25 protein-coding genes are annotated in these 23,432 nt (G+C 67.8%); 13 read left to right on the plus strand and 12 right to left on the minus strand.

Annotated elements, in window-relative coordinates:
* Window positions 1-23: 23 nt before the first annotated feature.
* On the plus strand, window positions 24-2,165 hold the full coding sequence (locus tag ACX40P_RS05165) for a sugar nucleotide-binding protein (protein WP_459125261.1): 2,142 nt from the start codon (window positions 24-26) through the stop codon (window positions 2,163-2,165).
* 2 nt (window positions 2,166-2,167) lie between these two features.
* On the opposite strand, the gene ACX40P_RS05170 is transcribed toward ACX40P_RS05165, so the two are convergent.
* On the minus strand, window positions 2,168-3,181 hold the full coding sequence (locus tag ACX40P_RS05170) for an SDR family oxidoreductase (protein WP_459125262.1): 1,014 nt from the start codon (window positions 3,179-3,181) through the stop codon (window positions 2,168-2,170).
* A 247-nt stretch (window positions 3,182-3,428) separates the two neighbouring features.
* Here ACX40P_RS05170 and ACX40P_RS05175 point away from each other — a divergent pair, with 247 nt between their 5' ends.
* The 3 genes from ACX40P_RS05175 to ACX40P_RS05185 are packed head-to-tail and all read left to right on the plus strand — an operon-like array spanning window position 3,429 to window position 5,145.
* On the plus strand, window positions 3,429-4,376 hold the full coding sequence (locus ACX40P_RS05175; protein WP_459125263.1) for a manganese catalase family protein: 948 nt from the start codon (window positions 3,429-3,431) through the stop codon (window positions 4,374-4,376).
* A complete protein-coding gene (locus ACX40P_RS05180) occupies window positions 4,373-4,642 on the plus strand; it encodes a hypothetical protein (protein WP_459125264.1) in 270 nt (89 codons plus the stop codon). The genes ACX40P_RS05175 and ACX40P_RS05180 overlap by 4 nt, the downstream gene beginning before the upstream one ends.
* Before the next feature lie 26 nt (window positions 4,643-4,668).
* Window positions 4,669-5,145 carry a DUF4142 domain-containing protein gene (locus ACX40P_RS05185; RefSeq protein WP_459125265.1) on the plus strand — a complete coding sequence of 159 codons (477 nt, stop codon included), beginning with the start codon at window positions 4,669-4,671 and terminating at the stop codon, window positions 5,143-5,145.
* Window positions 5,146-5,193: 48 nt separating this feature from the next.
* Here ACX40P_RS05185 and ACX40P_RS05190 read toward each other — a convergent pair whose 3' ends face one another.
* The 8 genes from ACX40P_RS05190 to ACX40P_RS05225 form a co-directional block, all read right to left on the minus strand.
* The gene (locus ACX40P_RS05190; protein WP_459125266.1) at window positions 5,194-6,102 is read right to left on the minus strand and encodes an SDR family NAD(P)-dependent oxidoreductase; all 909 of its coding nucleotides are present in this window, start codon (window positions 6,100-6,102) and stop codon (window positions 5,194-5,196) included.
* 18 nt (window positions 6,103-6,120) lie between these two features.
* Window positions 6,121-6,807, minus strand: coding sequence for a TetR/AcrR family transcriptional regulator (locus ACX40P_RS05195; RefSeq protein WP_459125267.1), 687 nt, complete (start codon window positions 6,805-6,807; stop codon window positions 6,121-6,123).
* A gap of 61 nt (window positions 6,808-6,868) precedes the next feature.
* On the minus strand, window positions 6,869-8,434 hold the full coding sequence (locus ACX40P_RS05200) for an AMP-binding protein (protein ID WP_459125268.1): 1,566 nt from the start codon (window positions 8,432-8,434) through the stop codon (window positions 6,869-6,871).
* Window positions 8,431-10,053 carry a carboxylesterase/lipase family protein gene (locus ACX40P_RS05205; protein WP_459125269.1) on the minus strand — a complete coding sequence of 541 codons (1,623 nt, stop codon included), beginning with the start codon at window positions 10,051-10,053 and terminating at the stop codon, window positions 8,431-8,433. The genes ACX40P_RS05200 and ACX40P_RS05205 overlap by 4 nt, the downstream gene beginning before the upstream one ends.
* Complete coding sequence (locus ACX40P_RS05210) at window positions 10,050-11,354, minus strand: spinster family MFS transporter (protein WP_459125270.1); 1,305 nt, start codon at window positions 11,352-11,354, stop codon at window positions 10,050-10,052. Before ACX40P_RS05210 ends, ACX40P_RS05205 begins: the two co-directional genes overlap by 4 nt.
* A 2-nt stretch (window positions 11,355-11,356) precedes the next feature.
* Window positions 11,357-13,702 (minus strand): TonB-dependent receptor, encoded by a 2,346-nt coding sequence (locus ACX40P_RS05215; RefSeq protein WP_459125271.1) that lies wholly within the window; start codon window positions 13,700-13,702, stop codon window positions 11,357-11,359.
* A gap of 163 nt (window positions 13,703-13,865) precedes the next feature.
* Complete coding sequence (locus tag ACX40P_RS05220; RefSeq protein WP_459125272.1) at window positions 13,866-15,209, minus strand: sensor histidine kinase; 1,344 nt, start codon at window positions 15,207-15,209, stop codon at window positions 13,866-13,868.
* Window positions 15,206-15,883 carry a response regulator gene (locus ACX40P_RS05225; protein WP_459125273.1) on the minus strand — a complete coding sequence of 226 codons (678 nt, stop codon included), beginning with the start codon at window positions 15,881-15,883 and terminating at the stop codon, window positions 15,206-15,208. The genes ACX40P_RS05220 and ACX40P_RS05225 overlap by 4 nt, the downstream gene beginning before the upstream one ends.
* Before the next feature lie 108 nt (window positions 15,884-15,991).
* Between ACX40P_RS05225 and ACX40P_RS05230 the strand changes: the two genes are divergently transcribed.
* The 4 genes from ACX40P_RS05230 (at window position 15,992) to ACX40P_RS05245 (ending at window position 19,205) form a co-directional block, all read left to right on the plus strand.
* Complete coding sequence (locus ACX40P_RS05230; RefSeq protein WP_459125274.1) at window positions 15,992-16,588, plus strand: hypothetical protein; 597 nt, start codon at window positions 15,992-15,994, stop codon at window positions 16,586-16,588.
* A gap of 84 nt (window positions 16,589-16,672) precedes the next feature.
* A complete protein-coding gene (locus tag ACX40P_RS05235; RefSeq protein ID WP_459125275.1) occupies window positions 16,673-18,286 on the plus strand; it encodes an NAD(P)/FAD-dependent oxidoreductase in 1,614 nt (537 codons plus the stop codon).
* On the plus strand, window positions 18,283-18,822 hold the full coding sequence (locus ACX40P_RS05240) for a pseudouridine synthase (RefSeq protein WP_459125276.1): 540 nt from the start codon (window positions 18,283-18,285) through the stop codon (window positions 18,820-18,822). The genes ACX40P_RS05235 and ACX40P_RS05240 overlap by 4 nt, the downstream gene beginning before the upstream one ends.
* Window positions 18,819-19,205, plus strand: a complete 387-nt coding sequence (locus tag ACX40P_RS05245; RefSeq protein ID WP_459125277.1) for a reverse transcriptase-like protein — start codon at window positions 18,819-18,821, stop codon at window positions 19,203-19,205. The genes ACX40P_RS05240 and ACX40P_RS05245 overlap by 4 nt, the downstream gene beginning before the upstream one ends.
* On the opposite strand, the gene ACX40P_RS05250 is transcribed toward ACX40P_RS05245, so the two are convergent.
* Window positions 19,202-19,567 (minus strand): hypothetical protein, encoded by a 366-nt coding sequence (locus ACX40P_RS05250; protein ID WP_459125278.1) that lies wholly within the window; start codon window positions 19,565-19,567, stop codon window positions 19,202-19,204. The genes ACX40P_RS05245 and ACX40P_RS05250 overlap by 4 nt on opposite strands.
* A gap of 36 nt (window positions 19,568-19,603) precedes the next feature.
* Here ACX40P_RS05250 and ACX40P_RS05255 point away from each other — a divergent pair, with 36 nt between their 5' ends.
* The 5 genes from ACX40P_RS05255 to ACX40P_RS05275 all read left to right on the plus strand — a co-directional run bounded on the left by ACX40P_RS05255 (window position 19,604) and on the right by ACX40P_RS05275 (window position 22,381).
* Entirely contained in the window at window positions 19,604-19,846 is a 243-nt protein-coding gene (locus tag ACX40P_RS05255; RefSeq protein ID WP_459125279.1) for a hypothetical protein, read from the plus strand.
* Window positions 19,847-19,956: 110 nt separating this feature from the next.
* Window positions 19,957-20,607, plus strand: a complete 651-nt coding sequence (locus ACX40P_RS05260; protein WP_459125280.1) for a LuxR C-terminal-related transcriptional regulator — start codon at window positions 19,957-19,959, stop codon at window positions 20,605-20,607.
* Window positions 20,608-20,774: 167 nt separating this feature from the next.
* On the plus strand, window positions 20,775-21,500 hold the full coding sequence (locus ACX40P_RS05265; protein ID WP_459125281.1) for a sensor histidine kinase: 726 nt from the start codon (window positions 20,775-20,777) through the stop codon (window positions 21,498-21,500).
* A gap of 20 nt (window positions 21,501-21,520) precedes the next feature.
* Window positions 21,521-21,901: a response regulator gene (locus tag ACX40P_RS05270; protein WP_459125282.1), complete on the plus strand. Its 381-nt coding sequence runs from the start codon at window positions 21,521-21,523 to the stop codon at window positions 21,899-21,901.
* Between the two features lie 93 nt (window positions 21,902-21,994).
* Complete coding sequence (locus ACX40P_RS05275; RefSeq protein WP_459125283.1) at window positions 21,995-22,381, plus strand: hemerythrin domain-containing protein; 387 nt, start codon at window positions 21,995-21,997, stop codon at window positions 22,379-22,381.
* 3 nt (window positions 22,382-22,384) lie between these two features.
* Here the strand turns inward: ACX40P_RS05275 and ACX40P_RS05280 are convergent, their stop codons facing one another.
* Together ACX40P_RS05280 and ACX40P_RS05285 are read right to left on the minus strand one after the other, a co-directional pair.
* Entirely contained in the window at window positions 22,385-22,807 is a 423-nt protein-coding gene (locus tag ACX40P_RS05280; protein ID WP_459125284.1) for a hemerythrin domain-containing protein, read from the minus strand.
* Window positions 22,804-23,427 (minus strand): hypothetical protein, encoded by a 624-nt coding sequence (locus tag ACX40P_RS05285; RefSeq protein WP_459125285.1) that lies wholly within the window; start codon window positions 23,425-23,427, stop codon window positions 22,804-22,806. Before ACX40P_RS05285 ends, ACX40P_RS05280 begins: the two co-directional genes overlap by 4 nt.
* Between the last annotated feature and the right edge of the window lie 5 nt (window positions 23,428-23,432).

Below are 23,432 nucleotides of genomic sequence, written 5' to 3' on the forward strand. Positions count from 1 at the left end.
CGGTCGGTACGCGGGCCCCGCGGGTGATCGAACTGTGGGGCGGTGTCGAATGCACCGTCAACCGGATCGGTGACCGCTACCGCGACCAGACGCGGCTGAGTGGCCACCAGCATCGCCTCGCCGATCTGGACCGCTTCGCCGACCTGGGGCTGAGTGCGCTACGCTATCCGTTGCTGTGGGAACGGACCTGTCCCGACGCCGGCGGCGAGCCGCGATGGGACTGGGTGTACGAGCGGCTGGGGCGGTTGCGCACGCTCGGCATCCGGCCCATCGCCGGACTGGTCCACCACGGCAGCGGGCCGGCGCATACGAACCTGCTCGCCGACGATTTCGCGACCGGCCTCGGGCTTTACGCTGGGCAGGTGGCGGAACGCTTCGACTGGATCGAGGACTGGACGCCGGTCAACGAACCGCTGACCACCGCGCGTTTCTCGGCGCTCTACGGCCACTGGTATCCGCACGCGGCCGACGAGCGGTCGTTCTGGCTGGCGCTGCTCAATCAGGTCGATGCGACGCGCGCCGCGATGGCGGCGGTGCGGCGGGTCAATCCGGCGGCACGGCTGATCCAGACCGACGATCTCGGCCGCACCCATGCGACCGCGCCGCTCGCCCAGCAGGCCGAGCACGACAATCTGCGCCGCTGGGCGGGGTGGGATCTGATGTTCGGGCGGCTGGACCGGCAACACCCGCTGTTCGACGCGATCGACCGTCTGGGGTTCGGCGAGCGCCTGCTGCGCATCGCCGACGATCCGTGTCCGCCCGACATCGTCGGCGTGAACCATTATCTGACCAGCGACCGCTTCCTCGACCACCGGCTGGACCGCTATCCGGCGCATCTGCACGGCGGCAACGGCCGCATCGCCTACGCCGATACCGAGGCGGTGCGCGTGCTCGATCCGCCGACGCCCGGTCTGGGCGACGCGCTGCGCGATACGTGGGAGCGCTACGCCACCCCGCTCGCGCTGACCGAGGTCCACAACGGCTGCACGCGCGAGGAACAGCTGCGCTGGGCGGCCGAGGCATGGGACACCGCCGTCGATCTGGCGGGGGAGGGCGTCGATATCCGCGCGGTCACCGCGTGGTCGTTGCTCGGTAGCCAGGGCTGGGACACGCTGCTGACCGGCGACGGCCGCTATGAATCCGGCGTGTTCGACGTGGCGAGCGGCATGCCGCGCCCCACCGCGCTGGCGTCGCTTTGGCGCGGCCTGCCGAACGACGCCCCGCGTCATCCGGTCGCGATGGAACGCGGCTGGTGGCATCGGCCCGGCCGGTTGAGCGGTCCCGACACCGTCGTCGGCAATGCCGTCCGTCGTCCCGCCGTATCGCCGCCGCTGCTGATCCTGGGAGCCACCGGCACGCTTGGCCGGGCCTTCGCTCGCGCCTGCGTCGCGCGCGGTATCCGTCACATCCTCGCCGACCGCGCCGTCCTCGATCTCGAAGCACCCGTCGCGATCGGTGCGGTGCTCGACACGGTCGGCGCCTGGGGCGTCGTGAATGCTGCGGGCTGGGTGCGGGTCGATGACGCTGAGGCCGACGAGGTCGCCTGCCAGCGTGTCAACGCCGACGGCGCGATCGCGCTGACGGCGGCGTGTGCGGCGCGGGGCATCCCCTGTCTCAATGTGTCCAGCGACCTCGTGTTCGCCGGCGACGGCGATCGCGCGCTGGTCGAGATCGATCGCCCGCAGCCGCTCGGCGCCTACGGCCGCAGCAAGGCGGCGATGGAGCGGGGCTGTGCCCACCTGCCCGGATCGCTGGTGGTGCGGACGGCGGCGTTCTTCTCGCCCTTCGACCGTTACAACTTCGCCGCTGCCGTCGCCGACACGCTGGCCGCCGGCCACGCCTTCACGGCCGCAAACGATCATGTCGTCACACCGACGTTCGTGCCCTCATTGGTCGATACCGCGCTCGACCTTCTGATCGACGGTGCGGAGGGCATCTGGCACCTGAGCGATGGTGAGCCCACGACATGGGCCGACTTCGCCCGTCGCATCGCGCGCGCCTGCGGCCACGATCCAGACCGGGTTCATGGCATGCCCGGCGCCACGCTCGGCTGGCGCGCACCACGCCCGCGCTTCGTCCCGCTCGCGACCGTGCGGGGCAGCAGCCTGCCGTCGCTCGACGAGAACATCGCACGCTTTGCGGAAGTCGTGCGTACGCGTTCCTGACGTCAGCGGCGGCGCCGCGCGCCCGCCAGCATCGCCAGACCACCGACCCCCACCAGTCCGAGCGCCGTCCAGCGCCAGGGTCGCTTCTGCACCTGCAACGCGATGCTGGATCCTCGCGCATGCACCTGCTGGCTGCCGCGCAGGGCATCGACGCGCGGCTCGTACAGATTGTCGCGCCGCGCCGGGTCGCCCGGATCATCGGGCTTCTGCTGCGCGCGCGTGCCGACGATCTCCATAATGCGATCGGCCAGCGACGGTGCCAGCTGCGCGAGCATCGACGACAGCAGGCCGCCCCCGCCGGCATAGAGCGTCCGTCGCGGCGTCGCGCAGGCGAACAGCACCGCATCGGCGACGACATCGGGTGCGTAGAGCGGCGGGGGCAGGCGCGGCGGCTGGTCCATGAAATTGCGGGCGTGTTCGGGAAACGGCGTGTCGATCGCGCCCGGCTTGACCAACGTAACGGAAATGCCCGCGTCCGCGCCGTCGAGCTCCATGCGCAACGCCTCGGTCAGCGCCTGCACCGCGTGCTTGGTCGCGCTGTACGGACCCTGCTGCACGATGGCGCGATCGCCCAGGATCGAGCCGACGTTGACGATTGCGCCGCCGCCGCGTGCGCGAAGGTGGCGCGCGGCCACCAGCGATCCGTGCAGCACCCCGAAGTAATTCACGTCGAACACCCGCCGGTGATCGGCGACCGGCACCTGTTCGACCGTGCCGTAAGTTCCGATGCCGGCATTGTTCACCCAGCTGTCGAAACCGCCGAAGGACGCTACCGCGACTTCCACAACTCGCTCGACCGCCGCCATGTCGCTGACATCCGCGACGCAGATCGCGATCCGCCCGCCCTCGGCGGACAGTCGCGCCGACAGCGCCTGCAACGCCTCGGTGTTGCGCGCCACCGCGACCACCGCCGCGCCGTGACGGACCGCGCGCTCTACGATCGCCAGCCCATTGCCGCTGGTCGCTCCGGTCACGACGATCACCTGTTCGTGCAGCGGTTTGAGCTTGATCGCCATGACGTTCCTCGTCCGTCGCCCCGCAATATAAGGCGCCCACCGTCAACGGCGTACGAGCTCGATCGATCCGGTTCAGGATATCATATCGAAGCGATAGAAAATTCTAAGATCAAATAACACGGATGTTCTTATGGTCTAAATCGCTATGATGAATATCAAGGCATGAAGGACAGAGGCGATAGTTGCGGAACGCAGATGAAAACGACCCGTTAGACATACATATCCTCAGAAGAATTGGACGAGTCCGATGTTCATGCACAACAAGCGGCTGCAATATACCGTACGCGTAGCGGAGCCCAACCCGGTGCTGGCGTCGCTGATGCTCGAGCAGTTCGGCGGCGCCGACGGCGAACTCGCCGCCGCGATGCGCTATTTCACGCAAGGGTTGGGCGAGACCGATGCCGGTCGCAAGGATCTGCTGATCGACATCGCCACCGAGGAGCTGAGCCACCTCGAAGTGATCGGATCGATCGTCGCGATGCTCAACAAGGGCGCGAAGGCGCAACTGGCCGAGGGCGCGATGGAAGAGGCCGAGCTGTACCTGTCGATGACGGCGGGCGGCAACAGTCATACCCAGTCGCTGCTGTACGGTGGCGGGCCGTCGCTCACCAACTCGTCGGGTGTTCCGTGGACCGCGGCCTATATCGACAGCCGCGGCGATCCGACCTGCGATCTGCGGTCGAACATTGCCGCCGAGAGCCGCGCAAAGGTCGTGTACGAACGACTCATCAACATCACCGACGATCCGGGCATCAAGGAGGCGCTGGGCTTCCTGATGACGCGTGAGATCGCGCATCAGAAATCGTTCGAAAAGGCGCTCTACGCGATCGAGGACAATTTCCCGTCGGGCAAGCTGCCCGGCATCGAGAAGTTCGCCAACCTCTATGTCAACACCTCACAGGGTGAGGGCGACGTCGATGGCCCGTGGAATTCAGGCGACCAGTGGGACCGGATCGACGATCTGGAACAGACCATGCCGATCGACGGCGGTGATGGGACCGCAACGGTCGGGCTTGACGACGATGACGCCGACCTCGTCGAGACGTTGTCCGCACGGACGGCATCGGCGACGACCGACGATCCGACCACCGGTGTCGATCTTGGCGCGGGGGCCGGGGCAGGGCGCATCACCGGCGACGACAAGGGTGCCGCCGCCGACATCGCCGACGCGGTGAAGATGGCCGATGCGATATGACCGACGACCGAGATCTCACGCCCGACAACGGGCGCGCGCCGCCGTTCGCCAAACCGGAGCCCGCTCTGGGTGAGATCGGGACCGGCGATGGATATTCCGGGCAGGAGTATGACAGCGTCGGACAGGGCGAATGGCGAGCGGCCGACGTGGCACTGAATGTCGCGCCCGACGGCGTCGCCAAAGGCACTGGCAGTCCCGGCGAAGAGATCGACCGCGCTACGCCCGGCTCGGCCGATCAGCCGGGACCCACCGCCGCAAAAGACTGAATTCGACGCCGATCAGGAGCAATACCATGAAGACTTTCACCATTTTCGCCGCCAGCCTCGTCGCCGTCCCTGCGGTCGCTCAGGTTATGTCCCCGACCGACTATGTCATGCAGGCCGGGGCCAGCGACCTTTACGAACGCACGTCGAGCCAACTCGTGCTCCAGACGACGCGCGACAGCGGCATTCGCAAGTTCGCGACGATGATGGTCGCGGCGCATGCGAAGAGCACCGCCGACGTGAAGGCTGCCGCCGCAAAGTCGCGCGTTCGGGTCGCCCCGCCCAAGCTGATGCCCGAGCAGGCCGATATGATTGCACAGCTGCGAAACCAGACCGGCACCGCACGCGACGCCGAGTACGTCACGCAGCAGAAAGCGGCGCACGGCAAGGCACTGGAGCTGCAGTCGTCCTATGCGAAGACCGGCACCGCCGCCCCGCTTCGGATGGTCGCGGGCAAGATCGTGCCGGTCGTGCAGCATCACATCACGATGCTTGACGCGATGTAAGCTCGTCGCCGGCGCAGGTGGCACAACGCCCACCGCGCCGGCTGCCGATCAGAGCACGTGCCGGTCGGGCGTGGCGCGGATGTCGCCGTCCTGACCCTTGGCCGCGACCAGCTCGCGCTCGGCCTGCACGAAGCCATAGGCCGGCACGATTTCCCCCGCGCGGTCGGTCGCTTCGCTCCAGCGCCCTTGCAGCGCCTGACCGGCGTCCGCACCGCCGCCGATCTGCACGCCCTCAGTCAGCGTCACATTCGCTACCGCGAAATGGCCCGCACCGGCACACAGGATAGTGCGCGTCGGTGCATCGTCGCCGACCAGCGTCAGTAGTCCCGGGCTCACCAGCGCCGGATCGAGCGCCTGCAACGTATCGTCGGACAGCACCCCCTGCGTCATCGCCGTCGCCGCCGTGGGCGCGAGGCAATTGACGCGGATGTCGTTCCGTTGTCCCTCGATCGCCAGCGTCTGCATCAGCCCGACCAGCGCCATCTTCGCCGCGCCGTAGTTCGCCTGCCCGAAATTGCCGTACAGGCCGGACGACGATGTCGTCATGACGATGCGCCCGTGGTTCTGCGCGCGCATCGTGTCCCACACCGCCTTGGTGCAGATCGCCGATCCGATCAGGTGAACGTCCACGACCAGCCGGAAGTCGTCGATCGTCATCTTGGCGAAGCTCTTGTCGCGCAGGATGCCGGCGTTGTTGACCAGGATGTCGATCCGCCCCCAGCGCGACAGCACGCTCTCCACCACGCCCGCGATCGCCGCCTCGTCGGTGACCGATCCGGTCGCTGCCATCGCCTGTCCGCCCGCCGCCGCGATCTCGGCGACCACGCCTTCGGCGGCGTCGCTCGACAGATCGTTGACGACGACGCGCGCGCCCTGCGAAGCGAGGTACAACGCGTGCGCACGACCCAGCCCGCCGCCGGCACCGGTCACGATCGCGACCCGGTCGTTGAGTTGCATGTCATTCTCCATGTTGAATTATCCGGCTGGCGACGTCTTGCAGATCGACAGGAACCCCGCCGCCATGAACGACGCCATGCGCTGCTTCACCGCTTGGAAATCGTCGGACTTGCATAGCCCGTGCGACAGCTTGTCGATCCGCCCCGTCCGCGCGAGCGTGAGCATCAGCGAGCCGGTGACGAAGTGATAGCCCCAGAAGATATCCTCCTCGGCACAGTCGGGCAGCGCGCGTTTCAGGAGTGCGATCAGCCGCAGCACGACCGGGTCGAAATGCGCGTCCATCAGCTCCGCGCCCCACTCGGGCGTGTTGGCGACCTGCGCGCCGAGTGCGGCGTAGTTCTTCCAGCCCTCGCCACCCTCGATATACAGGTCGAGATCGGTGTCGAGGAACGCGCGCAGCGCGCCCTCGACGCTCGGCGCACCGCCGCATTCGGCCTCGTACCGGTCGAGCGCTTCCATCCGCCGCTCGCTGGTGACGACCGCCCGCCGCGCGAACACCGCGTCGAACAGCCGCGTCTTGTCGGCGAAATAGTAGTTTAGCAGCGTGTGGTGCACGCCCACCCGCTTGGCGACGTCCTTCAACGTGACGCCGTGCAACCCGTGCTTCGAAAATAGATACTCCGCCGCGTCGAGGATCGCCTCCATCGTCTCGGCGCGCTGCTCCGCCTTCTTCGTTCGGCGGGCGGGTTTCACGGCGTTGTCCACGCGCCCGTCTGTCGAATGCGCGGGACCGGTCGTCAAGGGAGCGGCGGGCGCCGCCGGCATCTCAGGCGACACCGAAGCGGCTCCGCAGCAGCATCTTGTCGATCTTGCCCGTGGGCGCGAGCGGCATCGCCGGCAGCCGCACGACCGCGTCGGGAACCCACCACGCCGCGACGCGACCCTTCAGCGCGGCGAGCAGCGCGGCATCGCTGACATCCTCCTCGGGCCGGATTTCGACCAAAAGGATCGGCCGTTCCCCCCACTTCTCGTCGCTACGCCCGATGACGGCGGCGAGCGACACCTGCGGCAGCGCGCCGATCACCGCCTCGATCTCGGCGGGGTTGATCCATTCGCCGCCCGACTTGATGAGGTCCTTCGCCCGGCCGGCGATCTGCAGATTCCCGGTGCGGTCGATGCGCGCGAGGTCGCCGGTCGCGAACCAACCGTCGGCATCGGTGGCGGAATGGTCATGGCCGAAATAACGATCGATGACGGCAGCACCACGCACGCGCAGATGCCCTTCGACATCGCGCTGTTCGGGCAGCGCTACGCCATCGGCATCGGTCAGCAGCAGGTCGACGCCGATCGCGGGCTTGCCCGACGATGCCGCTTCGCGCGCCGCATGCCCCGGCGGGGCGACGGTACCGGACGGCGACAGCTCGGTCATCCCCCAGCTCGTCTGAACCTCGACGCCCAGCCGAGTTTCGATCCGCTGCATCAGCGCAGGGGGCAGGGGGGCGCCGCCGACGATGATCCGGCGCAGCGACGGCAATGTGCCACCGGTCGCCTCCAGATGCTCGACCAGCCCCAGCCACACGGTCGGCACGCCGACGCCGACGGTGACCTCCTCCGACGCGATCAGCCGCGCGAGGCTGGCGCCATCCGCCTGCCGCCCCGGCAGCACCAGCTTCGCACCGGCGGCCGGCGCGGCGAAGGGCAGACCCCAGGCATTGGCATGGAACATCGGCACGACCGCCAGCACGCTGTCGCGGCCGGAGATCGCCATCACATCGGCCTGCAGCACCCTGAGCGTGTGCAGGAAACTGGAACGATGCGTGTAGGTGACGCCCTTCGGCGCACCAGTGGTGCCCGAGGTGAAACAGAGGCCGGACGGCGTCGTCTCGGCAAAGTCGCCCCATGCCACGTCGTGTCCGGCGCCGACAGTCATTCCCTCCAGCGCGCGATCGTCCGATCGGTCGCCGTCGATGACCAGCAGGTGGGCCAGCTCCGGTCGCTGCGCCGCGACGCGCTCGGCCAGCGGCATCAGGTCGGCGCTGGCGATTAGCACGCGCGCCTCCGACTGGGCGACCATCGACGCCAGCTGTTCGGCGGTCAGGCGCGGATTGAGCGTGTGGCATACCGCGCCCATGCCCATCACCGCATACCAGGCCTCGACATGCTGCGCGCTGTTCCATGCCAGCGTCGCGACGCGGTCGCCCCGTGCGATACCGAGCCCTGCCAGCACCGACGAGACGCGCAGCGACCGATCCTTCAGCGCGGCATAGCCGATCCGGTCGACACCGCCATCACCGCGCGCCGTCACGACCTGCGCGTCCGGGTGCCATTTGGCGGCGTGGTGCAGGAACCGGTCGAGCGTCAGCGCGAAGTCCTGCATGCTCCCGTCGATCATCGGCAACCTGCCGCAGGCTTCAGCACGGGGGACATCAGGCCGGTGTTCCAGTTCCACGGCTGGTCGCCCGCCGCGCGACGGCGACACACGCTGGCCTCGTGCAATGCGAACATGCCGGGCAGCAGTTTCTGGCGCGCCTGCGGGGTGGCGGCGAAGGCCATGTAGTTGGCGGCGCCGCCATAGGGCTGCCAGCCGGGCGCACCGTTGGCGCTTGGCGATCCTGTCCGGGCGAAGCTGGTCCAGTATCCCAGCATCGCATCGGACATCCGCCGCTCGGCCAGCGTGTCGGGCACCTTCGGCCAGAACTGCGGCGTCTTGTCCGCCGTTCCGAACACGTAAGGGATTTCGGCGGCGTGAAAGGCATGCAAGCCATTGTCGTCCGCCGCCGGATAGCCGTGATCGAAGAAATAGAGGTACGCGCGCTGCCCGATCGCGGTCTGGCCGATCGCCATCCGGGTCGAAGTCCAGCCGTACAGCGCGTCGCGCGTCGTCGCGATCACGCTCTCTCCCAGCGTCGACGACGGATATTGACGCAGGAACGCGTCGGCCAGATCGCCGTAGCGCGCGCGGATCGTCTCTTCATACGCCTGCGCGCTCGTCGGCACCGGCGGGGCGAGCATGCGCAGCGATCGGATCTCGCCGGCGTTGAACCCGGCAATCATCGGCACCGGCGCCTGCTTGCCCCGGTCCCACGTCTCGGCCAGCTGACGCGTCAGCACCTTCCCGTCGATCGTCGCCCATGGCACGAAGCCTGCGGCGGGCGCCTGCGTTGCCAGTGTTTCGGCGTCCATGCTGCGCAGCATGGCGAGATTTGCTGCACCCAATTTGTTCGCCACCGTCGTACCAACCGCCTCGGCGGAGGGCATGCCGTGACGTGTCGCCTTCAGCTCGGGCGTCGACACCATATAGGCGCTCTGCGCGATCGCCTTGGCGAACAGCCCGCGTGCGGGCGGGCTCGCCATCAGATACATCACGCTCAGCGCGCCGGCGGACTCGCCTGCAATCGTCACGTTGGCGGGATCGCCACCGAAGGCACCGATGTTGCGCCGGACCCACTGCAGCGCCGCGATCTGGTCGAGCAGGCCGTAGTTGCCCGACACGCCGTCCTTCGACTCTGCACTCAATTCGGGATGCGCGAGATAGCCGAGAATGCCGAGCCGATAGTTGATCGACACCAGCACCACGCCCTGCGCCGCCATCTTCGCGCCGTCGTACATGCGCTCGTGGCTATATCCCGACACCAGCGCGCCGCCGTGGATCCACACCACCACCGGCGCGGCCTTTGCCGCCTTCGGCGCCCAGATGTTGAGCGTCAGGCAATCCTCGCTGACCGCGGCCGGCGGGTTGGTGTAGATGCCCGTATTCGTCGTGCGCGGCTGGACGCATGCGGGGCCGAATGCCGTCGTCTTGCGCACGCCCTGCCATGCCGGGAGCGGCGCGGGCGGGGTCCAGCGCTTCGGTCCGACGGGGGCCTGCGCATAGGGGATGCCGCGAAAGACGTTCAGCGCGCCTTCGCTGCTGCCCTGCACCGTGCCGGCCGGCGCCGTCACCGTTTGCGCGAGGGCCGGACCGGCGAGCGCGACGCCCGCCGCCAGCATCGCCAGAGAGGTCAGCTTCATACAAGCACCTTCGTCAAAGGAGTTTCCCGCCGCAGCCGCTTCGCCAGCGCCAGGAACAGCGCGATGGCGATCAGGTAGAAGGGCGTCAGCGTGTAGAGCGCGGACTGGAGATACAGCGCCTGTCCGTGCAGGCGGAACCAGTCGCTGGCGAAGCCCACCCACGTCGGCCCAAGGCCGAGGCCGATGAAGTTCATCACCAGCAGCAGCAGCGCGCCCGACAGCACGCGCTGGTCCGGCCGCACCTCGTCCTGCACCAGCGCGACCGAGGCGGAGAGGTAGAAATAGTTGAACACCATCACCACCGCGAGCAGCGCGAGCGCGAGCGGCCAGCCCGGTGCCCATACGAAGGCGAGGTAGAAGGGCATCGCAATCGCTAGCGACACCGCCGGCGCGATCGCATAGCCCGCCCGCGACGTGCGCGTCAGCCGGTCGATCACGCGCCCCGACAGGATCATGCCGCCGCCCATGCCCAGTACCAGCACCAGCGCATACCAGACCGCGACATTGCTCAGCGCCATGCCCTTGTCGCGCATCAGGAACAGCACCGCGAAATTGCCGAGGCCATAGGTGACGAACTGTGTCGCGCCGCTGCCCAGTGCTGCGAGCATCAGCACGGGATTGGAGAAGAACATGCCAAGCGTCGGCCAGAAGCGCGCCGGCTCCGGCGCCGCGACCCCCTCCGCGCGAATGGCGTCGGTGCCGCCGCGCACCGGCTCGCGGATCAGCAGCTTGACGACGATCGCGGTGACGATGCCGATGCAGCCGACGACGATGAACGGCATCCTCCACCCGAACTCCGCCGCGATCGCCGCGCCGAACGCGACGCCCGCCGCCGCGCCGATCGCCGGCCCCAGATTGAAGATACCCAGCGCCGCCGCACGCTTGCCCGGCGGATAGGTGTCGGTGATGATCGCATAGGACGGCGGCACGCCGCCCGCCTCGCCGAACCCGACGATCATCCGCGCCACCACCAGCTGCGGATAGCTGGCCGCCAGACCGCACGCGACCGTCGCCCCGCTCCAGATCGCGCAGGCGAGCGACAGCACGGTCACGCGATTGGTGCGGTCGGCGAACCAGCCGACGGGGATCGCGATGAAGCAATAGAACATCGCGAAATACAGCCCGCCGATCAGCCCCAACTGACCGTCCGTGATGTCCAGCGCATCCTGGATCGGCTTGGCGAGGATGCCGATCAGCTGCCGATCCAGGAAGTTCAGGATGTAGACGAAGGTCAGCGTCGCCAGCACCAGCCCGGATCGTGCCACAGGTGGCGCCGGGGCGGTGGCGGATGCGATCGCCACGATCAGAGGCCGAAGCCGAGGCGCAGGCCGATCGTGCGCGGTCGCAGCGTGCCGAACCGGCTCACCAGGAACGCCTCGGGGTGGATATACACCACCGAGTGGTCGTCGAAGACGTTTTCGACATAGGCCTGTGCCGACCAGCTGCGCCGCTTCACGCCGAAAGTGATGTTGGTGTTCACATATTCGTCGGTCTTGCCGAACGTCGACAGGCGAACGGTCGGCGCGCCCGGCGTGTTCGGGAACGAGCTGTTGTACGATCCGACATATTGCGCGTTGACGGCCAGCGTCCCCTTGGTGTCGACGCCCAGGTCGAACCCGATCGAGGTGTAGATCGCGCCCTGCAGCCGCGGCGCGGACAGCCGGTGGCCGAGCACAGCACCAGAGATCGCCGCTTCCGATGCGCTCAGCCGGGTGATCTTCGAATCGTTGTATGCCGCGTTCATGCCGATGAAGACGTCCTTCGCCGGAACGACGCCCATCTCGACTTCGAAACCCTTGCTGCGCGCCGCGCCGATGTTGGTGGCGAACTGGACCGAATCCGACACGCGGTTGGCCTGTGCCTGGATGTTGCTCCAGTCGATCAGATACGCCGCGGCATTGATCGTCACAAGGCCGTTCAGGAACCGGCCCTTGGCGCCGATCTCATAGCTCTTCAGATCGTCCGACGACGCGCCGTTCGGGATGATGATGTCGTTGGCGTTCGGCACGGTGCTGGCCCGGCCGGCGAACGCGTTGACGATCGGCGCGCGGAAACCCGTGGAGAAGGTGGCGTAGGTCGTCACCGTCTCGGTCGGCTTGAACGATGCGCTCGCCTTCCACGACGGCTTCTTGCCGACCGCCTTGACCCCCGTCGCCGCCGCATAGGGCGTGAACGTGTCGAAGTTCGCCGGGAAATTGAACAGCGCGTAGGTGTAGTAATTCAGGTTGTTGCGCGTCGCGAGATAGCCGCCCGCTTCGGTGAAAGCCTGCGCCGACGTGCGGCCATAGCGCATGCCGCCGGTCAGCCAGAATTTGGGCGAGAAGCGATAGGTCAGCTCGCCGAACCCGGCCAGCTCCTCGCTCTTCGAATAGGTGTACTGCTTCTGGAAATACTGGTCGGGCAGCCCGGTCAGCCGCCGCGCGGCGAGGAACGCTGGGTTCGACCGGTAGAAGTAATCGACGTCGCGGCGACGGTTCAGATAGAAGCCGCCAAGCACGAACTCGAAATTGCCGCCCAGCGTCGACGCCAGCCGCGTCTCCTGCACATAGACCTTATCGAACGCATCCGCATCCAGCCCGAACGCGATCGGGGCACCCGGGAAGGCGGCGCTCCTCGGGAAGGTGCCGGCGAGGTCGATGTAGAAGCGCTGGTTGAAGTCGGAGAAGGTCGACGACGAGGTCAGCTTCGCGAAGTCGAACTCATAATCGATCGTCGCGTTCAGAATCGTCTGTTCGCCGGTGAAGCGGTCCGGCTGGTCCGACACGCGCTTCTCGCGGCCGAGCGACGGGCTGGTCAGCGACGAATCCTTGGGGTCGCTGTTTTCATAGGAGGCGAGCAGGCGGATGCCCAGCCGCTCGCTCGGCTTCCACAGCGCGATCAGGCGGCCGCCCCAGTCGATCAACGTGTTAGAATTGTGGACACCCGTCCCGACGTTGTCGAGATAGCCTTCCTCATTGCGGTAGAAACCGACCGCGCGCACCGCCAGCTTGTCGTGGACGACCGGCACATTGACCATGAAGTTGTACCGCTGGCGGAAGGAGTCCGACCCGGTCAGCCCCAGGTCGATCAGCGCCGACCGGTCGACGTCGTTTAGGTCCGGGCTCTTGGTCAGGATACGCATCGCGCCCGACAGCGATCCCGATCCGAACAACGTACCCTGCGGCCCGCGCAGGAACTCGACCCGCTCGACGTCGAACAAATTGGGATCGACGACGGTGGTATTGCCGATCGTCGAGACCGGCAGCTCGTCGATATACACCGCGACCGAGCTCTGCAGGTTAGCGTTATAGCCGTTGGTGGCGATGCCGCGCGCGGTGAAATTGTTGAAGTTCTGCGTCGGTCGGTTGAGCACGATGCCTGGCGTCTCGCGCGCGATCCCTTCGAACCCGACGATGCCCTTGGTCGTCAGTTCCTCCTGCTGGAACGCGGTGATGGACAGCGGCACGTCCTGGATCCGCTCGGCGCGTCGCGTCGCCGTCACGATGATCTCGCCGTTGCCCGTGCTCGCGTCCGTCTCTTCCTGTCCGAGCGGGGGCGGGGTGGTGGAGCTGGTCGGCGTGGCAGGCGCCACGACCGTCTGCGCCGATGCGCCCGAACCACCGAGGACGATCGCCACGGCACACGCCGAAGTGAGGAAAACTGCCCGCATGATCTCTCTCCCGAATGCGCCGATGTTTTCGGTCGCAGCTGTTTGCAGGTGAGAGACTGCCGAACGATTCCGCCCGTGTCAACATTCACTATCACGCGCGTGAATGAAATAATAGTTGTGCGAAACGGTCGATGGCGGACCGTCCCGATGGTGTCGCAACCGGCTAGTCGATCCGTGAAAGCCGGATAGCCACCCGTGCCAGCAACCCGCCTCCAGGCGCCTCGTCTAGTGTCAGCCGGCCGCCGTGCAGCGCGGCGAGATCGCGGGCGATGGCCAGGCCGAAGCCATCGCCATCCGACGATCGTTCGTCCAGCCGGATGCCGGGCGCCATCGCGCGGGCGCGGTCGGGGGCGGGTATGCCGGGGCCGTCGTCGCGGACCGTGACGGCGGCGAACGTGCCGGATCGTTCGGCACTGACCGACACCCGGGTCGTGGCGTGCCGTGCGGCATTGTCGATCAGGTTGCCGAGGATCTCGGTCAGATCGGCCGCATCGATCGCGACGGTCAGGTCTGCCGGCACGACATGCGTGAAGGTGAGCGCGCGATCGGCGTGCAACTGATCGATCGTGCCGACCAGGTCGGCGACGGCGGGGGCCAACGGCGTCGCGGCGCGGGTGTCGGTGAAGCTGCCGCGCGCCCGCGCCAGATGGTGCCGGATCGTCGCGTAGATACGCTCGACCTGCGCGGCGCGCGGTGGATCGTCGCGCAGTTCGAGCGCGAGCGTCGCGACCGGCGTCTTCAGCGCGTGCGCAAGATTGGCTGCAGATGCCCGTGCAACCTCCAGCGCCGTCCCGGATTCGTGCAGCAGCGCGTTGAGCTCCGACGCGAGCGGGCGGAGTTCGTCGGGCTGATCCTCGTCCAGCACCTGCCGGCGGCCGGAGCGGATCGCGGCGATGTCGTCGCGCAGGCGGCGCAACGGCCGCAATCCGATGCGCAGCGACAGCACCGCCGCGCCGCCCAAGGTCGCACCAAGGATCGCCAGCGTCGCGAGCAACGGCAGCAGCGCGCCGCGGATCGGCGCCAGCACCATCCGGCGCGGGGCGGCGGCGGTCAGCACGACTGGGCCCGACGCACTGTCGATCGTCAGCGTGCGGGCATGGAACGGGCGGTCGTTCCGATCCCGGCCCTCCACCGGCCGAGGTCCGCCGTCGCCCGGCGGGCGCGGATCGTGCCGGCGCCGTCCTTCCCGGCCGCGATCGACCTCGAGATCGGGGAAGTCGGCCGAACTGACCGTGCCAGCAGGTCCGGCGATGCGCCACCGCCAGCCGTGCCGACCCTCCAGCGCCGGGCGCAGCCGTTCCAGCCGTGCCCGGTTGACGCTGCCGTCGCGCTGCACCGTGCTCGCCATCAGAGAGATTTCGGCATCAAGCCTCTGGTCGAACCCTTCGGCGACGAACCCTGCCAGCACGCCCCAGATCGCGGCGCCCGCGATGGCGAGCGCGACGACCGTAGCAAGCGCCGACAGCGCCAGCATGCGGCCGTGGATCGAGCGGGGCACGATCGTCATGACGCGGCCGGGGGCAGGGGGCTGGCCAGCCGATAGCCGCGACCGCGCACCGTCTCGATCAGGTCGGCGCCGATCTTGCGGCGCAACCGGCCGACGATCACCTCAAGGCTGTTCGAATCGACATCGGCGTCGCCCTCGTACACGCGCTCGAGCAGGTCGAGGCGCGGGATCAGCATGTCCTTCGACAGGATCAGCGTAGACAGCACGCGCCACTCGAACGCAGTCAGCTTCAGCGGCAGGCCGTCGAGCTCGAATTGCCCGGTCTGGCTTTCGAAACTGAGCGGCCCGCAGTCGATCCGCGTCGCGGCGTGCCCCGCGGCGCGGCGGACCAGCGCGCGCAGGCGCATGGTCAGTTCCTCGATGCGGAATGGCTTGGTCAGGAAATCGTCCGCACCCGCCTTGAACCCGGCGACCTTGTCGGACCAGCCGTCGCGCGCGGTCAGGATCAGCACCGGCAGGTCGCGACCGCCGCTGCGCCACGCCTGCAGGATCGCAATCCCGTCGCGCCCCGGCAGGCCGAGGTCGAGCACCGCGGCATCGTACAGCTCGGTATCGCCGAGGTGCCCGGCGTCGACGCCGTTGGCAACCAGATCGACCGCGAACGCCTCCGCACGCAGGGCTTTGGCGATGGCGGGGCCAAGATCGGGATCGTCCTCGACGAGCAGGATGCGCATGGCCGGCGGCTACTCCGCGTCGTTAAACCGAAACTGAACGGCCGCGTTCAGCGTGGCGGTGCATGCGACGCGTAGACGGTCTCCACAACCTGCAAGAGGAGAGCAGACATGTCACGTTTCAACATTTCCGGTCGCACGAAGCTGGCCGCCGGCGCCGCGCTGTTGCTTGGTCTGGGCGCTGCGGGTGGTGCCGGCGCGGTGTCGCTGACCCGGCCCACGGTCGAGATGGCGCCGACCGTCGCCACGCCGATCGCCCGCCTGTCGAGCGCATCCGGCGTCGTCACCGTGAAGGGCCGCGTCACCGACGTGTTCAACGACCGCGTCGTCATCCAGGACGCGACCGGCCGAACGCTGATCGACGCAGGACAAGAGGCACGCGGATCGATCGCGCGCGGCGCACCGCTGACGGTGCAGGGCCAGGTCCGCGACGGGCAGCTGCGTCCGTCCTACCTGATCGACCAGACCGGCGCGGTGCGTGCGGTCGGCCCCGGTGGCAAGGGGCCGGGTGGTCACGGCCCGCGCGGTCATGAGGGCCCGGGGCGTCCGGGCGGCCCGGATGGTCCGCGCGGACCGATCGAAGCGAACGGCGCGCCGCCGCCGCCGCCCGTCAACTGCGCGCCCGCACCCGGCGGCGTAGCGGCTGCGCCCGCAGCGGTTCCTGCTCCGGGTGCGACGACCCCGCCACCGCCCGCCGCGGCGCGCTGAACCCCGCTCCGGCCGTGTCCCCGCGACACGGCCGGACACAGTCGATGGTGGACGCCCGATCCGACCGGTTATAGGTCGCACACGATGATCCGGCTCAGCGAACTGAAACTGCCGCTCCACCATCCGGAGGAGGCGCTGCCTGCGGCCATCTGCCGCCGGCTGCGGATCACCCCGCGCGAGCTGATCCGCTTCGCCGTCGCCCGCCGCGGCCACGACGCCCGCGACAAAACGAATATCGCGCTCGTCTATTCGGTCGACGTCGCCGTGCGGAACGAGGGCGCGGTGCTCGCCAAGTTCCGGCGCGACCGCGACATCGGCCTCACCCCCGACACCAGCTATCGCCCCGCCATCACCGCGCCCCCCGCCGCGCCGCGCCCGGTGGTGATTGGCGCCGGCCCCTGCGGGCTGTTCGCCGCGCTGATCCTGGCGCAGGCCGGATTTCGCCCGATCGTGCTCGAACGCGGGAAGGTAGTGCGCGAACGCACGAAGGACACCTGGGGCCTGTGGCGCCGCAGCGTGCTGAATCCCGAATCGAACGTCCAGTACGGGGAGGGCGGCGCCGGCACCTTCTCGGACGGCAAGCTCTACAGCCGCATCAAGGATCCGCGTCACCTGAACCGCAAGGTCCTGACCGAGTTCGTAAAAGCTGGCGCCCCGCCTGAAATCCTGACCGAAGCGCATCCCCATATCGGCACCTTCCGCCTCGTCACGATGGTGGAGAGCATGCGTGCGTCGATCGAGGCGCTGGGCGGCGAATATCGCTTCTCGACGCGGGTCGAGGGGTTCGACATCGCCACCGACGGCGGCGAGCGTCGCATCCGCGGGCTGCACCTGAACGACGGCGGCTACCTTGAGGCCACGCATGTCGTGCTGGCGATCGGTCACAGCGCGCGCGACACCTTCGCCACGCTGCTGGAGGCGGGCGTCCATGCCGAGGCCAAGCCCTTTTCGATCGGCGTGCGCATCGAACATCCGCAATCGTGGATCGATCGCTCGCGCTTCGGGCACGAGGCCGGCAACCCCACTCTAGGCGCGGCGGAATATCACATCTCGCATCACTGCTCGAACGGACGCACAGTCTACAGCTTCTGCATGTGCCCCGGCGGCACCGTCGTCGCGGCGACGTCGGAGGAGGGGCGCGTCGCCACCAACGGCATGAGCCAATATTCGCGTAACGAGCGTAACGCCAATTCGGGCTTCGTCGTCGCGATCGACCCGGCGCGCGACTTTCCCGGCGATCCGCTCGCCGGCATCGCACTGCAACGGCATTGGGAGGAGCGCGCTTTCGTCGCCGGCGGCGCGAATTATCATGCGCCGGCCCAGCGCGTTGGCGATTTCCTCGCGCGGCGACCCTCGACCTCGCTCGGATCGGTGGTGCCGTCGTACAAGCCCGGCGTGCGCGCGACCGACCTGTCGCTTTGCCTTCCCGATTTCGCGATCGATGCCATGCGTGAGGCACTGCCCGTCTTCGGGCGGCAGATCGCCGGCTACGACCATCCCGACGTAGTGATGACGGGGGTGGAGACGCGCACGTCGTCGCCGGTGCGCTTCACGCGTGGAGACGACGGCCACAGCCTCAATACGATCGGCCTGTTTCCGGCGGGCGAGGGGGCGGGCTATGCCGGCGGCATCCTGTCCGCCGCGGTCGACGGCATCCGCACCGCCGAGGCGGTCGCGCGGAGCATCGTCGCGGCGTGACGCTGGTGTTGTTCAACAAGCCGTACGGCGTGCTCAGCCAATTCACAGATCGCGGATCGCACACTACTCGCGCCACGCTGTCGGACCATATCGACGTGCCCGGCGTCTATCCGGCGGGGCGGCTGGATCGCGACAGCGAGGGGCTGCTGCTGTTGACCGACGACGGCCGGTTTCAGGCGCGGATCGCCGATCCAAAGTTCAAGCTGCCCAAGACCTATCTGGTGCAGGTGGAGGGCGACCCCGACGATGCGGCGCTCGAACCGCTCCGCGTCGGCATCATGCTCGCAGACGGGCTGACCCGTCCCGCCGAGGTGGGGCGGATCGACGCCCCCGAGCTGTGGCCGCGCGATCCCCCGATCCGCGTGCGGATGAGCATCCCCGACCGCTGGCTGTCGCTGACGATCCGGGAGGGGCGCAACCGTCAGGTGCGGCGGATGACGGCGGCGATCGGCCACCCGACGCTCCGGCTCGTGCGCTGGCGGATTGGCGACTGGACGCTGGACGGGCTGGCGCCGGGTGCATGGCGGCTGGGGTGAAGATCTTCTTCGATGGCGGGTGTCGGCCGAACGGCAGGGAGCTGGCCGTGGTGATGCGCGGACGTATCCATGTCGAACGCGATCTCGGTGCGGGCGGCAGCATGGCCGCCGAATGGCTGGCGCTGATCGCGGCGCTGCGACTGGCCGCACGGTTCGATGTCGACGACGCGATCCTACTGGGTGATGCCGCTGCGGTGATCGCGCAGGCGCGGGGCACGGTGCGCGTGCCGCCGGACTATCGGGGGTATGCTGAGACCTTCGCCGCCCTGCTGCCCTCGGTCGCGCGGATACGCCTGCGCTACGTCAGGCGCGGACAAAACCTCGCGGGCATCGCGCTCGATCAATTGCACGAGGGACGGCCCCTGTTCGAACCGCTGATCTAACGCAGCAACGATAGTGCGTAGATGACTTTGCGAGTCTCGCGCCGCAGGATCGCGTCGTCGGCGGGCGGCTCCGCGTTCCACTGCGTGCCGAGGTCGGCATAGCCGAGAATCCCCGCCATTCCGGCAACACGATGCGCGGTAACCCCGACGGTCGGTGAACCGATCAGCGCCATCGCCGTCACCAGCAGGTCGCGAAAGCGCGATCGCAGTCCGGCGACCGCCTCCGCACCGAACGTCCCCGCCAATCGGTCGCTCGCGGTCGTGTCGGGGGGCAGCCATTCCCAGAAGAACAGTCTCGCGGCATCGCCGTCGAGGTTCCTGGGCAGCCAGGCGTCTATCGCCGCGGCGTCTGCGGCCTCCAAGGGCGGAGAAGTATCCGACAGTCCCAATAGCGGAACATGAGCCAACGCATCGTCGCGGCGGCGGATGGCGGTGGCAATATGCAGATCGCCACCCGTCAGGACGATCGCGAAGGGCTTGCTCGCACCGTTGTGATCGAGCTCTTCGATGCACGGGAATACGCGCACATCGAAGTGCGCGGACAGGGCGGCGAAGCTCGACGGCCGTTCCTTGGCAGGATCGATGAGCAGCCACAGCGGCGCGGAAGGGGGCGACAAATGTTGGGTCAAGAAAACGACTGATCCGTATCAATTTTCCAGACGTGGCGGCTCGAACAGGCTCGACAAGAGTATAGCAAAGTAGCGAAATCGTTGCGGCTGCGGCGTGACCATGGCCGACGTAGGATGTGTCCGTGCGTTCGAGCAACCGAATATTGATTGCCGACGATCATCCGCTGACCCGCGAGGGCCTGTCGCTCGCCGCTCGGACGGCGATACCAGGCACCACCACCCACGGTGTCGGCACGATTGCCGAGGGAGCCGCGCTGCTCGATCAATGGCACGGGTGCCGTATGATTTTGCTGGATTTTATGATGCCGGATTCACATGGCTTCACGGGCCTGCTGACGCTGCAGCATATCGCTCCATCGACGCCGATCGTCGTCGTCACGGCGCGTGAGGAATCGGCGCTGACCGATGCCGCCCGGGCGCTGGGCGCCGCGGCCTATATCTACAAGAGCCGACCGTTGGACGAGATCGCCGGAAACCTGCGCGATATCGATAGTGGTGCAACGATCTTCCCCGCCGGTGCCGCGCCCGATCGCAGCATCGCCGGCGCGCGCGACCGGATCGCCGACCTGTCGCCGGCGCAGCATGCCGTGTTGATGGCGCTGGCCGATGGACGGTCGAACAAGCAGATCGCCTATGACCTCGATGTGACGGAGGCGACGATCAAGGCGCATCTCACCGCGATCTTCCGCAAACTCGGCGTCACCAATCGCGCCCAGGCCATGATCGCCGTCCAGCCGCTGTTCCAGGCGGGTGTCGCGAAGGCGCGCCCTTGAGCGGGAGAGAGCAGCGCGCGGCGCCGGCGAAGCTGGTGTGGGTTCCCCCGGTCGCCGTCCTGTTGCTGCCGTTGGCGCTGCCGATACTCCTGGCCTCCGTCTGGCGCGTCGCCCGCAAACGCAAACGCAAACGCGACAACGATGCGACTACGATGGGCCCGCCGCCCGTGACCCGACCAGTTGATGATCGACCGATCGACCGGGTCCGCGACGACCTCATCTCGACCGGCGCGCACGAACTGCGCGCGCCGCTGGCCTCGATCGTCGGGTCGCTCGGCCTGTTGCGTGCCGGAGTGGCCGGTCCGGTTCCCCCCGGCGTTAACCGGCTGGTCGCGATCGCCGAGAACAACTCGCGGCGCCTGATCCGGCTCGTCAACGACATGCTCGACATCGACGACGACAGCCCGTCCGCGATGCAGATGATGTGCCAGCCGATCGACTTGCGTCACGTCATCCAGGATGCCTGCGTCGGCAGCGAGGGGCTGGCGCAGACCCGTTCGATTTCGATCGACTGCGCGCTGCCCGATCACAGCGTCATGGTGTCGGGCGACACCGGCCGGCTGCTTCAGGTGGTCACCAACCTGACGTCGAACGCGATCCGCGCCGCGCCGCTCGGCTCCAGCATCGGCATTTCCCTGATGCGCCACGGGCAAAGCACCGCGATCGTCAGCGTCGACGATCGCGGTGCCGGCGTCCCCGAGGCGTTCCGCGACCGCATCTTCGGTCGGTTCGAACGCGCCGATCGGGACGACGCATCGGGTCTCGGCATCGGCCTCTCGATATCGCGTGAGATCATGGACCGCCACGGCGGACGGTTGTGGCTCGAGGATCGCGACGGCGGCGGCACCAGTTTCCGCTTCGCGCTGGCGACGCTGGAGCGCGCCGTATCGTGAGTGGTGAGATCGGAGCGCCGTTGACCATTCTCTACGTCGATGACGATGCAGACATGCGCACGATCGTCGCGTTGTCGCTATCGCTCGATCCCGATATCACCGTCGGCGTCGCTGCGTCGGGTCGGGAAGGACTCGAGATACTGGCGGACGGGCCGTCGCCGGATGCGGTCATCCTCGACGTGATGATGACCGACCTCGACGGACCCGCGGTGTTCGATCGTCTTCGCGCCGCGACCGCGACGGCGCACATTCCGGTCGTCTTCATGACCGCCAACGGACGCCCGGACGATGCCGAATCTTGGCGCGCGCGCGGTGCGGTCGGCGTCATCCTGAAACCGTTCGACCCGATCGGCCTTGCCGCCGAGGTTCGCGAAATACTGGCCGCGGCGCGTTCGACCTAGACGATGGTGGAAGTGCGCCGACGCCGCGTGGTGCGGGCAAGTTCTTGTTAAATCGGCGCGTCGACAGCGGATGCTCATCCGGAGGCGTTACCCATGTATTCGACCATCACCCGCCTTAAGACCGAGCATGATCGGCTGCGCGAACTCGCGGACCGGCTGGACCGTTTCCTCGACGGCGATGCGGCGCCGAAGGACGCCAATTTCACGCAGCTCGGCTGGGTGTTGGTGCAGGAACTCTCGCTCCATCTCGCCAGCGAGCGTGCGGCCCTGCGCACGCACAAGGAGAACGATGTCGCACAAAGGTTCGGGCTCGATGAAGCCTTCGTGCGTCACGTTGCGACATGGGGCAACGCCAGCGTCGCGGCCGGCTGGAGCCGCTACGTTACCGAAACTCGCTTGCTTCTCAATGCGTTACGCGATCGAATGGCATTCGAGGAAGCGACGATCTTCCCCGCCGTCCGATACCGCCGCGCGCCCTGAAATTCATTCCACCGCAATGACTTCCAGATGGACGCCCAGCGAATAGAGCATCATCGTCTCGAACATCACCCGCTCCCGGATGCGGCCCAGCATCGCCTGGGTCTCCGTCGCGAATTCATCCCACCGTGCGACGACGCTGCCCCCATCCCATCGATAGAGATAGCTGCCCCAATCGTCCTTCAGCCGGTCGAATTCGATTCCCATCCGCTCGGCCGTCTCGGCATGGCGTCCGCCCTTGGCCGCGAGCAGGGTATGGAAGATCGCGTCTTCTTCCCCCGACAAATGGTCGCGCAGGAGTTGGGCCAGCACTTCCAGTGCCGCGGCCGCTTCGGCGGGGCGCGGCGTTGTGCTCTTGCTGAGCGCGACGACGACATCGGCGGCGGCATCGATCGCGTTGTGTTCGGCGATCAGTCGGAGATAGGTCAAGGGGTTACGTCCCGCGCTTGGTCGAGGAGGGTCGACAGGTGCTGTTGGCTGATGGGTGTGACGAACTGAAATCCCGCGACACCCGCGTTGTTCCATCGCAGGCGCCCGTGCAGCGTGCAGCCGCCGGGCAGCTCGATCCGCGCGGGATCGACCGGCAGGTCTGCGTCGACGCCCGCGAGCTTCACGCCCCCCAAGGCGATATCCACCGTCTCGGTGTCGATCGCGACGTCTCCGACCAGTAGCCGCACGGCGCGAACGAACGAAAAGCGCGGACTGCGCAGCACGTGGTGCGCCCCCTCGGCGTCGGGCTTGGCCGTCATCACCCGCGGTGGCTCGAGGAATTCGAGTCCCGCCGCCCGGGCGGTGGACCAGCGGACGACGGCACGTGTCGGCAAGATGGTGCGCGTCTCGATCGACACTTCCGATGCGATGGGCAGTTCGCCGGTTTGCTCGACGCCGGCCCCCGCCGCCGACAGGTTGCGGACGAGGCAGATGCGCTCGCGTTGCGGTGTCACGATGCGGCCGATGACGAACATCGTCTGCTGGCGCTGCGATGCGCGGTTGTCCCATACCGCCGCCGCGGACGAAACCGTTGTCGGCTGGAGCAAGGCTGGTGTCATCGGAA

This window comes from Sphingomonas sp. RS2018 (assembly GCF_054489605.1).

Bases quoted from the DNA above. Each gene is read 5' to 3' on its own strand.
- ACX40P_RS05175 (WP_459125263.1), top strand. From the start codon at position 3,429: ATGTTCATGCACAACAAGCGGCTGCAATATACCGTACGCGTAGCGGAG.
- ACX40P_RS05190 (WP_459125266.1), bottom strand. From the start codon at position 6,102: ATGCAACTCAACGACCGGGTCGCGATCGTGACCGGTGCCGGCGGCGGG.
- ACX40P_RS05180 (WP_459125264.1), top strand. From the start codon at position 4,373: ATGACCGACGACCGAGATCTCACGCCCGACAACGGGCGCGCGCCGCCG.
- ACX40P_RS05225 (WP_459125273.1), bottom strand. From the start codon at position 15,883: ATGCGCATCCTGCTCGTCGAGGACGATCCCGATCTTGGCCCCGCCATC.
- ACX40P_RS05185 (WP_459125265.1), top strand. From the start codon at position 4,669: ATGAAGACTTTCACCATTTTCGCCGCCAGCCTCGTCGCCGTCCCTGCG.
- ACX40P_RS05230 (WP_459125274.1), top strand. From the start codon at position 15,992: ATGTCACGTTTCAACATTTCCGGTCGCACGAAGCTGGCCGCCGGCGCC.
- ACX40P_RS05205 (WP_459125269.1), bottom strand. From the start codon at position 10,053: ATGAAGCTGACCTCTCTGGCGATGCTGGCGGCGGGCGTCGCGCTCGCC.
- ACX40P_RS05220 (WP_459125272.1), bottom strand. From the start codon at position 15,209: ATGACGATCGTGCCCCGCTCGATCCACGGCCGCATGCTGGCGCTGTCG.
- ACX40P_RS05170 (WP_459125262.1), bottom strand. From the start codon at position 3,181: ATGGCGATCAAGCTCAAACCGCTGCACGAACAGGTGATCGTCGTGACC.
- ACX40P_RS05275 (WP_459125283.1), top strand. From the start codon at position 21,995: ATGTATTCGACCATCACCCGCCTTAAGACCGAGCATGATCGGCTGCGC.
- ACX40P_RS05235 (WP_459125275.1), top strand. From the start codon at position 16,673: ATGATCCGGCTCAGCGAACTGAAACTGCCGCTCCACCATCCGGAGGAG.
- ACX40P_RS05215 (WP_459125271.1), bottom strand. From the start codon at position 13,702: ATGCGGGCAGTTTTCCTCACTTCGGCGTGTGCCGTGGCGATCGTCCTC.
- ACX40P_RS05200 (WP_459125268.1), bottom strand. From the start codon at position 8,434: ATGATCGACGGGAGCATGCAGGACTTCGCGCTGACGCTCGACCGGTTC.
- ACX40P_RS05255 (WP_459125279.1), top strand. From the start codon at position 19,604: ATGAGCCAACGCATCGTCGCGGCGGCGGATGGCGGTGGCAATATGCAG.
- ACX40P_RS05285 (WP_459125285.1), bottom strand. From the start codon at position 23,427: ATGACACCAGCCTTGCTCCAGCCGACAACGGTTTCGTCCGCGGCGGCG.